The organism is Marinobacter sp. MBR-99 (assembly GCF_040547575.1).
Lineage (GTDB): Bacteria > Pseudomonadota > Gammaproteobacteria > Pseudomonadales > Oleiphilaceae > Marinobacter.
In genome coordinates this window covers 124,738-137,309 of sequence record NZ_JBEPPY010000007.1, presented here as the reverse complement: position 1 = coordinate 137,309, position 12,572 = coordinate 124,738, and the positions used below count along the sequence as shown (strand labels likewise).

11 protein-coding genes are annotated in these 12,572 nt (G+C 56.5%); 8 read left to right on the top strand and 3 right to left on the bottom strand.

The genetic code is table 11. The features are described 5' to 3' along the window. The first annotated feature begins 3 nt into the window (after positions 1 to 3). From metF to ABIE59_RS08130, 4 genes are all read left to right on the top strand, one after another. The gene (gene metF / locus ABIE59_RS08145; RefSeq protein WP_061332605.1) at positions 4 to 873 is read left to right on the top strand and encodes a methylenetetrahydrofolate reductase [NAD(P)H]; all 870 of its coding nucleotides are present in this window, start codon (positions 4 to 6) and stop codon (positions 871 to 873) included. A 216-nt stretch (positions 874 to 1,089) separates the two neighbouring features. After that, on the top strand, positions 1,090 to 1,848 hold the full coding sequence (locus tag ABIE59_RS08140; protein ID WP_354445879.1) for a transporter substrate-binding domain-containing protein: 759 nt from the start codon (positions 1,090 to 1,092) through the stop codon (positions 1,846 to 1,848). Between the two features lie 71 nt (positions 1,849 to 1,919). Continuing rightward, positions 1,920 to 2,591 carry an amino acid ABC transporter permease gene (locus ABIE59_RS08135; protein ID WP_354445877.1) on the top strand — a complete coding sequence of 224 codons (672 nt, stop codon included), beginning with the start codon at positions 1,920 to 1,922 and terminating at the stop codon, positions 2,589 to 2,591. A gap of 13 nt (positions 2,592 to 2,604) precedes the next feature. Further along, complete coding sequence (locus tag ABIE59_RS08130) at positions 2,605 to 3,351, top strand: amino acid ABC transporter ATP-binding protein (protein WP_354445875.1); 747 nt, start codon at positions 2,605 to 2,607, stop codon at positions 3,349 to 3,351. 59 nt (positions 3,352 to 3,410) lie between these two features. On the opposite strand, the gene ABIE59_RS08125 is transcribed toward ABIE59_RS08130, so the two are convergent. Together ABIE59_RS08125 and ABIE59_RS08120 are read right to left on the bottom strand one after the other, a co-directional pair. Continuing rightward, entirely contained in the window at positions 3,411 to 4,199 is a 789-nt protein-coding gene (locus ABIE59_RS08125; protein ID WP_354445873.1) for an SDR family oxidoreductase, read from the bottom strand. Between the two features lie 55 nt (positions 4,200 to 4,254). Next, complete coding sequence (locus ABIE59_RS08120) at positions 4,255 to 5,814, bottom strand: BCCT family transporter (protein WP_354445871.1); 1,560 nt, start codon at positions 5,812 to 5,814, stop codon at positions 4,255 to 4,257. Positions 5,815 to 6,021: 207 nt separating this feature from the next. On the opposite strand from ABIE59_RS08120, the gene ovoA reads away from it, so the two are divergent. Beyond that, positions 6,022 to 8,184 carry a 5-histidylcysteine sulfoxide synthase gene (gene ovoA / locus ABIE59_RS08115; RefSeq protein ID WP_354445869.1) on the top strand — a complete coding sequence of 721 codons (2,163 nt, stop codon included), beginning with the start codon at positions 6,022 to 6,024 and terminating at the stop codon, positions 8,182 to 8,184. Positions 8,185 to 8,222: 38 nt separating this feature from the next. Here ovoA and ABIE59_RS08110 read toward each other — a convergent pair whose 3' ends face one another. Further along, a complete protein-coding gene (locus ABIE59_RS08110) occupies positions 8,223 to 8,711 on the bottom strand; it encodes a DUF2505 domain-containing protein (RefSeq protein ID WP_354445867.1) in 489 nt (162 codons plus the stop codon). 214 nt (positions 8,712 to 8,925) lie between these two features. Between ABIE59_RS08110 and ABIE59_RS08105 the strand changes: the two genes are divergently transcribed. From ABIE59_RS08105 to ABIE59_RS08095, 3 genes are all read left to right on the top strand, one after another. Continuing rightward, positions 8,926 to 10,275: an adenosylmethionine--8-amino-7-oxononanoate transaminase gene (locus ABIE59_RS08105; RefSeq protein ID WP_354445865.1), complete on the top strand. Its 1,350-nt coding sequence runs from the start codon at positions 8,926 to 8,928 to the stop codon at positions 10,273 to 10,275. Positions 10,276 to 10,284: 9 nt separating this feature from the next. Beyond that, a complete protein-coding gene (locus ABIE59_RS08100) occupies positions 10,285 to 11,019 on the top strand; it encodes a 16S rRNA (uracil(1498)-N(3))-methyltransferase (protein ID WP_354445863.1) in 735 nt (244 codons plus the stop codon). 255 nt (positions 11,020 to 11,274) lie between these two features. Then, positions 11,275 to 12,504, top strand: a complete 1,230-nt coding sequence (locus ABIE59_RS08095) for a DUF445 domain-containing protein (protein ID WP_354445861.1) — start codon at positions 11,275 to 11,277, stop codon at positions 12,502 to 12,504. The last annotated feature ends 68 nt before the right edge of the window (positions 12,505 to 12,572 follow it).

The window sequence follows — 12,572 nt, the reverse complement described above, 5'->3', positions numbered from 1 at the left end:
ATCATGGAATCCCAGAAGCAATTCAAGCGCCGTTTCAGCTTTGAGTTTTTCCCGCCCAAGACCGATCAGGGCAAGGAAAAACTCCAGGCGGTGCGTAATCAGCTGGCCGAGGTGAACCCGGACTTTTTCTCGGTCACCTTCGGTGCCGGCGGATCCACCCGGGACCGCACCATTGAAACGGTACTGAACCTGCACAAGCAGGGCATTTCCACAGCACCGCATCTGTCCTGCGTGGGTGGTACCCGCGCAGAGATCGGGGAGCTGCTGGATCTGTATAAAGAGAACGGCATCAACCGGATTGTCGCCCTGCGCGGCGACCTGCCCTCAGGCATGGGTGCCTCCGGTGAGCTGCGTTACGCCAACGAGCTGGTGGAGTTTATCCGGGAGCACAGCGGTGATCACTTCAATCTGGAAGTGGCCGCCTACCCGGAGTTCCACCCGCAGGCCCGCAACGCCGAGGAAGACCTGAAGAACTTCGCCCGAAAAGTGCAGGCCGGTGCCAACAGCGCCATTACCCAGTACTTCTTCAATGCCGACAGTTACTTCTACTTCATCGACCGCCTGGAGAAGATGGGCGTCACCATTCCGGTGGTGCCGGGCATCATGCCTATCGTCAACTTCTCCAGCCTGGTGCGATTCTCGGATATGTGCGGCGCGGAAATCCCCCGCTGGATCCGCAAGCAGCTCGAAGCCTATGGCGACGACACCGACAGCATCCGCAAGTTCGGCGAAGAAGTGGTCACCGAGATGTGCGAAAAGCTGCTGAAAGCCGGGGCACCCGGATTGCACTTTTACACCCTGAACCAGGCTGAACCCAGCATCTCCATCTGGAAGAATCTGGGCATCAGCGACCGGGAGAAGATCGCTTTCTGATCTGCTCCCCGAAGCCCTCTGCACCTCTGCAGAGGGCTTTCGTGTTATCCTCCTGCCGCTATAACCAACTGATTTTCTGCAAATCCTCGTTTTCTGGTCTAACCTGTATCTGATGTATTCCCATCAACGCTCCCCGCAAGGCATGCGCTAAAAGCGGTTACCTGTGCGGATTGCCTTACCGGGCAAACGGAGCACAAAAAACAGAAAGGAGAACACATGAGCACGAAATGGCTGAAAACACTGGGCGCTGGCCTGGCATTGTCGGTTGCAGCGTCAACCGTTAGTGCAGAAACCCTTCGAGTGGTGACCGACCCAAGTTTTGTCCCCTTTGAAATGATGGATCAGGAAACCGGCGAGATGATCGGTTTCGACATGGACATCATCTCTGAGGTGGCCGAGCGCGCGGGATTTGAGTACAACCTGCAGACCATGGATTTCAATGGCATTATCCCGGCCCTGCAAACTGGTAACGTGGATATCGCTATCGCCGGCATTACCATCACCGAAGAGCGCAAGCAGATTGTCGATTTCTCTGACCCCTACTACGACTCAGGCCTGCGGATTCTGGTGCGGGCAAACAACAGTGATGTCGATGAGCTTTCTGATCTTGAGGGCAAGAAAGTTGGCACCAAGATCGGCAGCACCAGTTACGACTTCCTGATGCAAAACCTGGATAACAATGGCGGTGTCACGCCGTACCCGGGCAGCTCCGATATGTATATGGCGCTGATGTCGCGGTCCATCGATGCCGTGTTCTACGATGCTCCCAATGTAGGCTACTTTGCCAGCACCCGTGGCGAAGGCCGGGTTAAAACCGTCGGCCAGCTTTATGAAGGCCAGCAGTACGGTATCGCCCTGAAAAAGGGTAGCCAATGGGTTGGCCCGGTCAACGAAGCACTTGCCTCTATTAAGGAAGACGGCACCTACAAGACCATTTATGAAAAATGGTTTGGCCCCATGCCTGAAGACAAGTAACCCGCCATCCGTTCTGGTCAGGGCGCACAAAGCCCTGACCGGTTCCTCCCAACTCAACGGAGACTCACACTGTGGAATTCCAGTTTCAATTTGACTGGCAGGCAGCAATCAATGCCATTCCATTTCTGGCCAAAGGCATCCCCTACACTCTGATGATTTCCTTTGGTGGCCTGGCCATTGGCTTTGTGCTGGGCATTGTGTTCGGTTTGCTGAGCATCAACAAAAGCTGGTTCCTGCGCTGGCCAGCCATTGCCTACATCGAGATTTTTCGTGGCACGCCGATTCTGGTTCAGGTCCTGTTTATTTTCTACGGCCTGCCAGACCTGATCGGTGGGCCCATAGACCCGCTCACCGCGGGCATTGCAGCCATCGCACTCAATTCCGGCGCTTATATTTCCGAAGTGGTGCGTGGTGGCGTGCAGTCCATAGACAAGGGCCAGACCGAAGCAGGCCTGTCGCTCGGTCTCTCAAGAACTCAGACCTTCTGGTCTATCATCTGGCCCCAGGCGTTCCGGCGCATGATTCCGCCACTGGGCAACCAGGGCATTGTCAGCATCAAAGACACGTCCCTGTTTTCTGTCATCGGCGTAGGTGAACTGGTTCGTCAGGGGCAGGTGTACATTGCCAACACGTTTACCGCATTTGAGGTGTATTTCGTGGTGGCGCTCATGTACCTGGCCATCACCTTGACTCTGTCCCTGCTCCTGCGTTTGCTTGAGCGCCGTGGCGTAGCGTCTGTCTGAAGGAGCCCGAGAAATGACTCAGATTGTGAAAATGAAGGGCATGAACAAGCACTTCGGCAAACTGCATGTCCTCAAGGATATTGACCTGACCGTCGAGCAGGGAGAAGTGGTGGTGATTATCGGTGCCAGCGGCTCCGGCAAGTCCACTTTGATCCGCTGTGTGAACGGCCTTGAAGAGTATGAATCCGGCGTCCTGGAAGTAGATAACCAGAAACTCGCGCCCAAAGGTGGCAACCAGCATGCATTGTCGGAAATCCGCAAGGAAGTGGGCATGGTGTTCCAGCAGTTCAATCTGTTCCCTCACCTGACGGTACGGAAGAACATCATGCTGGCTCCCATAAAAGTCAAAAAGGCGTCCCAGGTAGTGGCCAACGCCACCGCAGAGCGCTTGCTGGACAGAGTGGGCATCGGCAACCAGGCCGACAAATACCCCAGCCAGTTGTCGGGTGGCCAGCAGCAACGGGTAGCCATCGCCCGGGCCCTGGCCATGGAACCTCGATTAATGCTGTTTGACGAACCTACCTCCGCGCTGGACCCGGAAATGATCGGAGAAGTGCTGGACGTTATGCGGGAGCTGGCCAAGGAGGGGATGACCATGATGGTGGTTACCCACGAGATGGGATTTGCCCGGGAAGTCGCAGACCGGGTGATCTACATTCATGAGGGCCAGATTGTTGAGGAAGGCAGGCCCGATGATGTCTTCGACAACCCCCAGAACGAACGTACCCAGGCGTTTTTGTCACGGGTGCTGGCACACTGACCGCCTCGCACCCGGTTTTCTGGCCTCGGTAACTGTCCCAGAGTTACCGAGGCCAGCCATCACGCTCTGGCCAGACGAAACAGCAACTCCGGCGACAGCCGCTTGACCCATAGCGCAGCCATTTCCTTACCCTTGCCTACGGCAATCTCTCGCTTCTTCGCCTGAAGGCCCTTGAAAATCACTTCGGCACATTCATTCACGTCCATGCCACCAGCAATGTCGGCATCTTCCTCACCATAGGCAGTGCCGTCACCGGCCAAGGCATTGCGGGAAATATCGGTGCGAATGAAGCCCGGCGTGATGGTGGAAACCTGAACACCCTCGCCTTCCACTTCCGCACGAAGGGCATCAAAAAAGCCCATCACCGCATGCTTGGCGGCGCAATATCCGGTTCTCATGGGAGCACCGACTTTGCCGGCCACACTCGAGGTGACCGCCAAGTGACCGGAACCGCGCTCCAGCATGTGGGGCAGTACGGCCTTGGTGAGTGCAATCTGGCCCATTACATCCACATCCATTAGTTTCTGATAGACCGACATATCGGTGTCTTTGCACAAAGAGCGTTGAGACACGCCGGCGTTGTTGACCAGAAGATCAATGGTCCCGAAAGTATCCAGAACCGTCTGTACCGCCGTGGGCAACGAGGCCCAGTCGGTGACATCCAACGGGAGCACAAGGACGTCATCAGCGACCAAACCAGCCTCTCGGCAACGGCTCGCAACTCGCTCCAGTTCACTTGCTCGCCGCGCAGATAACACCAGACGCGCACCATCTTTTGCATATCGCAGGGCGAGCGCTTCGCCAATGCCGGAGGAGGCTCCGGTAATCCAGACAGTTTGTGCAGACATAACCAGTGAGTCCTTGAGTTGTCGATTGTTGTTCTTGCCTAATCTGAACCTGAGACTACACCAGCCCTTGTTCCCTCGCCATAGCCATCGCAGCGTTAGGCCCCGTCCAGAGTGAAGGCAGGATTATCAGGGAAACCGGTATCGCGGTGAGCACAATAAACTGTTGAAGCACCCCGATCTGACCAGCACCCATATACAGAAGAATGGCGGCCATCAGCGCCATCGCGCCTCCCCAGAATACCCGAATCCAGGGGCTGGGCTCATCGTGACCCGCACCGACCATGGCGATGGCGTAACTCATGGAGTCGCCGGTAGTAGCAACAAAAATGGTGGTAAGCAAAAGAATTGCTGCGGCCATCCAGGTGCCGCCGGGCAACGCCTGAGCGACGGTCAGAGTGGCAACATCAAAGCGGAAACTGTTCAGCGCATCGGTGAGGTCAAAGGTGCCAGCCAACTGGTGATAGATACCGGAACCGCCCAACAGGGTGAACCAGATGGTTGTAGCGATCGGCGCCAGCAAGGCCACGGCAAGAATCATTTCCCGCACGGTCCGCCCACGGGAAATCCTTGCGACAAAAACGGCCATCAACGGTGTGTAGCCGATAAACCAGGCGAAGAAAAACACGGTCCACCATTTCATCCACCAGTCTGGCGCCGTTTGCGCAGTCATGGTGGCCATGGCGAAAAATGAAGTGACATATTCACCCATAGACTGGGTATAGGTGTTTGCCAGGAACAACGTCGGGCCAAAGATAAAAATGACCGCCGCAATGGCCAGCGCAAGCAACACGTTAAAACGGCTGAGCAACTGGATGCCTTTGTGTAGCCCGGTCATCGCGGACGTCATGTAAACGCCCGCCAGCACAATCAGCACGGTCAGCTGCGTGCCATAGCCGTCGGTCACACCAAACAACTCGTGCAGACCAAAGCTCATCTGCGTGGCAAGGAAGCCTATCGGCCCAACGGTGCCCGCCACCACAGCAATCACACAAAACGCATCAACGATGCCGCCAAGGCGTCCCTGGATAACCTTCTCGCCAAATACCGGATACAACAAAGTGCGGGGCTGCAGTGGCTTGCCCTGATCATAGTGGGCTCTGGTCAGAACCAGGGCCGTCAGCGAACCGAGCACCGCCCAGGCCAAAAAGCCCCAATGGGTAAACGCCTGCGCCATGGCCGGTGCGACTGCCGCCGCAGTACCCGCCTCGGTACTAAACGCCGGGGGCGTCACCACAAAATGATACACCGGCTCGCCGGCGGCAAAGAACACGCCACCACCCGCCAGCAGGGTACACATGATCATTGATAACCAGCGAAAGCGGCCAATCTGGGGTCGGTCAAGGCCACCGACGCGCGCTGCCCCAGCGCGACTGAGCGCTGTTCCGACGGCAATGAAAAATGTCAGCAGCAGAAGCAACTGAAACAACGAACCCAAATACTTTGCTGTCCAGGTAAAACCGGCACCAATAACACTGGCCACAGATTCGCTGTTGAAGATTGAGGCCCCGACAAAGAACAGGATAAAACCGATGGTAAGGATCAGAACCACCGGATCACTGTCGGCCAGGGCGCTGGATTTGTCCCGTATCTCGGGACCGGACGATGTCGCTTTCATGAGTGATGCCTCTCGAAGAAAAAGCCGCGCAGGCTACAGGAAAGTTCGTGATCTTGCACGAATCAGCTACTAACTACGCAGCAATCTCAATAAAACATCACAACGTAACCGACTATCCATGTGCTACTTTGTCACTTGGGAATGAACCACAATGTCAAAGACGGTCGTATGGGAGGTTATAAAACACGCTAAGGGAACTGTCTGAAGATGCACTCACCAACTCAAGAAGAGAAAACCGCCACTCAACTCAGTGGACGCTCCGGATCATTACCAAAGCTACTCAGAACCCCCAAACTCGACGAAGGCTCACCAAGTGACAAGCGTGCTGAGATTGCGGCGTATTTCACCAACACGTTTGATGTCTACACTCGGTTGTTCAGCTGCCTGGCCGATGATGCCGGATATTTTCAGAAATCCATCCCTCTGCGACACCCCCTTATTTTTTACCTGGGTCATACCGCAACATTCTTTATCAACAAACTGGTTCTGGCCAAGCTGCTACCGGAGAGGATTGATCCACGCATGGAATCCGTCTTCGCCGTCGGCGTGGACGAAATGAGCTGGGACGACCTGAACGACGATCACTATGACTGGCCAAGTGTGGAAGAGGTCATGGAGTACCGGACCAAGGTCCGCTGTGCTGTACTGGCACTCATCGACTCGTTACCGTTAACCCTCCCGATCAACTGGGAAAGCCCCTGGTGGCCAATCGTGATGGGGGTTGAGCATGAACGCATCCATCTTGAAACATCGTCGGTACTGATCCGTCAGCACGACCTTGCCCGAGTGCAGCCACAACCGGAATGGGCACCGGTTCAGGAGACCGGCGAGGCGCCCGACAATACGCTGATCACGGTTCCCGCCGGTGAAATTCGCATTGGCAAATCCTATGACGACCCCTGGTACGGCTGGGACAACGAATACGGCCAACACCAGGCCAATATCGACGAATTCAAAGCCAGCCAGTATCTGGTCAGCAACCAGGAGTTTCTGGAATTCGTTGAAGCGGGCGGCTACCAACAGGACCAGCATTGGAGCGAAGAAGGACTCTCATGGCGGCAGTTCACCAAGGCCAAACACCCGACCTTCTGGTGTTGGCGAAACGGCTGGCAACTGCGTTTGATGACGCAAGAGGTCGAAATGCCCTGGGACTGGCCGGTTGAGGTCAACTACCACGAGGCAAAGGCCTTTTGTGAATGGAAGCGTGAGCAAACTGGCCAGCCCATTCGCTTGCCGACCGAAGACGAATGGTATCAGCTGTGTTCCGTAGCGGGTGTATCTGAAGTGGGTGAAGGACCCGCCAGTGCAAACTTGCACCTTGACCATGGCGCGTCGTCTTGCCCGGTAACACGGTTCCGGCATGGTGACTGGTTTGATGTGGTAGGCAACGTGTGGCAGTGGACCGAAACCCCCACCTACCCGTTTGACGACTTCAAGGTACACCCGCTTTACGACGATTTCACAACGCCGACCTTTGATGGCCAGCATAACCTGATTAAAGGCGGTTCCTGGATTTCCTGCGGAAACGAGACAAGACTTGCCGCACGCTATGCTTTCAGACGGCATTTTTTCCAACACGCCGGGTTCCGGTACATTGCCTCCGAAGCCGAGGCCGTTCAACCCAATGCATATTATGAAAGCGACCGTCTACTAACCGAGTACGCCGAATTCCACTTCGGCGACAGCTGGTTTGGCGTCGAGAACTTCCCGAAAGCCATGGCAGACCTGGCCGTTGAAGCCATGTCAGGCAAGCCGACAGTGAAAGCTCTAGATCTAGGCTGCGCTTGCGGACGCTCAAGCTTTGAGCTGGCGAACGTTTTCCAGACAGTGGAAGGGGTAGATTTTTCAGCCAACTTCATCCGCCTTGGCGTAGAAATGGCTGAACAAGGCTCCGTTCGCTATTCACTGGCAGAAGAGGGCGAACTGGTCAGCTACCACACCCGGACGCTGAAAGACCTCGGGTTGGAGCAAACGGCGGGGCGGGTGTCATTTCATCAGGGTGATGCCTGTAACCTAAAGCCCCAGTTTACCGATTACGACCTGGTACTGGCCGCCAACCTGATTGATCGCCTGTACAAACCGCGACGCTTCCTGGACCACATACACGAACGCATCAATGACGGCGGGCTGCTGGTGATTGCCTCACCCTACACCTGGCTGGAGGAGCACACACCAAAAGAGGAGTGGATTGGCGGATACAAAAAAGACGGCGAAAACCACACCACCCTGGATGGGCTAAAAGAACATCTTGGCAAACACTTCAGAATGATCGGGGAGCCTCGGAAAGTGCCGTTCGTCATCCGTGAGACACAACACAAGTTTCAGCACACCCTGTCTGAGGTTACCGTTTGGGAACGGTTGGCGCGCTGATCAGAGCGCCAACCCGCATCCAACTGGATACTGGAAGGTCACAACAACTGCCGAGTCACTTCGTACTCCCGCTCAATCTTTGCGTGGGAGTCCTCGGCCAGGAACTTGGCGACCTTTTTCCCCAGGAAGGGCACGTCGCAGTGAACGGACAAGTTCACATAGTTGATGCAACGGTTACCGTTGCCCAACAAACGCATAATGCCCTTGATTCTGGCCGGCACCCCATCAATCTTTACCCGAAACTCGCAGTGCCACTCATCATCGTCTTTCTTGAACCAGTGCTCTTCCTGGCGCACCCGGTTCCACTCCCGATGAAAGCTCGCCAGCATGCCCGGCACCGGGGCTGAGGCCATCATTTCCCGCTCAATGACCAGCTTTGCCGCAGCATCGTCCCGTTGCAGCTCAGCCACATGGAGGTTCCGGGAACCGAGCTTCTCGTTCTTTTCAATAATGTGATGTTCACTGAAGAACCGTTCAATGATGTGATCCAGCCCTACCTCATAGGGATGCTCCAGAGTCAGCTCCATAATCGCCTCCTGTTATGTTGACTTCATTGTTGCTGCAGCAGGCCACCCTCACATTGGCCGCCCGAGCGAGGGTTTCTGGCATGGAAGCCATCCGACTGGTTCACATGCGGCGGCTGCTCTGGGTCACACCTGGAGCGCTGTTAACCGAGCGTTCCGGGAAGTATCATGGGCGGTCTCAAACAAAATGCCCCAGCCGGGACGACAGGAGAACACGATGCGCAATGCTGATCTGGTCGCACGGGACCTCAAATCCGTGTGGCACCCCTGCACCCAGATGAAAGACCACGAAAGTCTGCCGCTGATCCCCATCAAGCGCGGCGAAGGCGTGTGGTTGGAAGACTTCGAGAGCAACCGGTATATCGATGCGGTCAGTTCTTGGTGGGTGAACCTGTTCGGCCATGCCAACCCGCGCATCAACTCCGCCATTCAGGAACAGATTGGCCAACTGGAACACGTGATTCTGGCGGGCTTTACCCATGAACCGGTGGTCAACCTGTCTGAACGCCTGATCGAAGTCACCCCGGAAGGGCTCAGCAAGTGCTTCTACGCGGATAACGGTTCATCCGCCATCGAAGCCGCCCTGAAGATGAGCTACCACTACTGGAAAAACCTGGGCCAGCCCGGCAAGAAGAACTTCGTCAACCTCAGCAACAGCTACCACGGCGAAACCCTGGGTGCACTGGCTCTGGGCGACGTAGCCCTCTATAAAGACACCTATCAGCCACTGCTGATGGAGGTTCTTACCGCCCCGTCTCCGGATGCCTACAACAAGGAACCGGGTGAAACCGACGAAGACTATGCCCTGCGCCAGTTCGAGGCCATGGAAAAACTGCTGGCCGAACGCCACGACGAAATCTGTGCTGTGGTGGTCGAGCCCCTGATCCAGTGCGCCGGCGGCATGCGCATGCACCACCCGATTTACCACACCAAACTGCGGGAAGCCTGCGATCGCTACAACGTACACCTGATTGCCGACGAGATCGCCGTGGGCTTTGGCCGCACCGGCACCCTGTTCGCCTGTGAACAATCCGGCATTACCCCGGATTTCATGTGCCTGTCCAAGGGCCTTACCGCTGGCTACCTGCCGTTGTCCGCCGTACTGACCACCGAAACCGTGTACAACGCCTTTTACGACGACTACGAAACCCTGCGTGCCTTCCTGCACAGCCACAGCTACACCGGCAACCCCATCGGCTGCGCCGTCGCCCTGGCCACCCTGGACATCTTCCGAGACGAGAATGTCATCGAGAACAACCGCCAGCTGTCCCGTTGCATGGCCGAATCCGTCGCCCACCTGGCCGACCACCCCAACGTAGGTGACATCCGCCAGCGCGGCATGACACTGGCCATCGAAATGGTCAAAGACAAAGCCAGCAAAACCCCGTTCCCCTGGCAGGAACGCCGGGGCCTGAAAGTTTACCAACACGCCCTCACCCGCCAGGCACTGCTACGGCCGCTGGGCAATGTGGTGTATTTCATGCCTCCGTATGTCATCACCGAAGACCAGATACGTCACCTGGCCCAGGTAGCGACTGAAGGCATCGGCATCGCGGTTAAAGGCTGAGGGCAGCCCATGCGCATACCCAGGATATTCACAGACAGCCCGCTCCAGGCGGGCAGCCTCTGCGAGCTTGACGAAAACGCCGCCAACCACGTGGGCCGGGTACTGCGCATGCAGCCAGGCCAGGAACTGCGCCTGTTCAACGGCGACGGCCAGGACTACACCGCCACCATCACCCAGGCCGGCAAGAAAAACGTCCAGGTGGAAATAACCGGTGCTGAAACCAACCGCACCGAATCTCCCCTGAACATCATCCTTGGCCAAACCCTGTCCAAGGGCGACCGGATGGACTACGCGGTACAGAAAGCGGTCGAAATGGGCGCCACCACCATCGTGCCCCTGACCACCGAACGCTCCGATGTAAAACTCAAAGGCGACCGGGAAGAAAAACGCCTGCGCCACTGGCAACAAGTCGCCATCAGCGCCGCCGAACAATGCGGCCGGGCACGGGTACCGAACATATTGCCAGTCATGACCGTTACCGAGTGGCTGCAATACAGCCAGACCGCCGACCTGCGACTGGTACTCCACCACCGCACCGAGCAGTCGTTGAACACCCTCACCAAGCCGGGCAGCATTGCCCTGATGATCGGCCCGGAGGGTGGTTTGACCGCCGATGAAATCCACCTTGCAGAGCAAAACGGCTTTCTGCCCGTGGCCCTTGGACCCCGGGTATTGCGCACCGAAACCGCACCGGTTGCGGCGATTGCGCTGTGCCAGTGGCTGTGGGGAGACATCGGCAACTGAGTTTTGTGGCCCCGAATGGCAAACCTCCGGGCGTCGCAGTCATTGACAGATCTGACGGCGGCTAACATTATCCGTGTCAGACAAAACTTGGCTGACCGCCCCGAACCTGGGGTGGTCGGTTGGGGGACAGGTTTCCAAAACCTTGCGGAGCCATGGATGGCGGAGCAGAGCGTACAGGGAAGTATTCACAGCGTGTTTTGGAAACCTGTCCCCCAACCGGCCGCTTGCACCCAAGAAAACAAATAAGAGCCCAGGATGACAGACCTACTTACCAATCCAGAGTTTTGGCAATACCTTAGCATCCCCGTGATAGCGGCCCTGATCGGCTGGACCACCAACTGGCTCGCCATCAAAATGACCTTCTACCCCCTGGAATTCATCGGTAAACCACCACTCCTGGGCTGGCAAGGCATCATCCCCTCCAAAGCACGGAAAATGGCCGCCATTAGCGTCGATGCCACCATCTCCAAAATCGGCACCGTCCAGGAAATCTTCGACCAGATCGACCCAAAAGTCCTGGCCGCCCACATCATCTACAGCGTCGACCCACGCATAGAAGAATACGTAGACGAACTCATGCTCCGGGAATACCCCACCTTCTGGGAAAACCTGCCAGCATCCGCCCGGAAGATGGTCTACGACAGGGTTCGAAAGTCCACACCACAACTGGTCGACAACCTGGTTGACGACATATCAGACAATATCGAAGACCTCCTGGACATCAAAGGCATGGTCATCGAGCGCCTGGCCCGCGACAAAAAACTGCTTAACCGCATTTTCCTTGAATGCGGCGACGTAGAGTTCCGTTTCATCATCAACTCCGGCCTCTACTTCGGTTTCCTGTTCGGCCTGATCCAGATGGCCGTCTGGTACTTCTACCCCGCCATCTGGGTACTGCCCCTGTTCGGCCTTCTCGTGGGCTGGGCCACCAACTGGATTGCCCTGAACGTTATCTTCCGACCGCTTCATGAACACAAAGTCGGCCCACTTCGGCTCCAGGGGCTATTCCTCAAGCGTCAGCCGGAGGTTGCCGAATCTTTCTGCCACATCGTTACCCATGAAATCCTTACCGTGGGCAACATCATTAACTCCATCCTTGAAGGCCCCAAGGGCGACCGTGCCCGCAACATGGTCAAGAAACACATCAAACCCCTGGTGGATGAAACCGCCGGCATGGGTAAGGCTCTGACCCAAATGGCCTTCGGCCCGACCGGCTTTGCCACCCTGAAAAACAAGGTCGGCGAGAAAGCCATCGAGATCTCGCAAAGCTCCTTCAACAACCCGGTGTTCGAGCAGGACCGCGCCCGGGCCGTGGAATCGATCATGGTGGAGCGGATGATTGCGCTGTCCTCAGAGGAGTTCCAGGATCTGCTACGCCCCTGTTTCCAGGAAGACGAAATCAAACTCATTCTGGTCGGCGCTTTCCTCGGTTTCGTAGCCGGTGTTTGCCAACTGGTCTTCGTCTTCGGCGAAGCCTTCTTCTGAGCCTGAAGAAGGCTGTGCAGGGTTGCATAACGCCACTATACTGAAGCGGTAAACGGTCACTTCTCAAT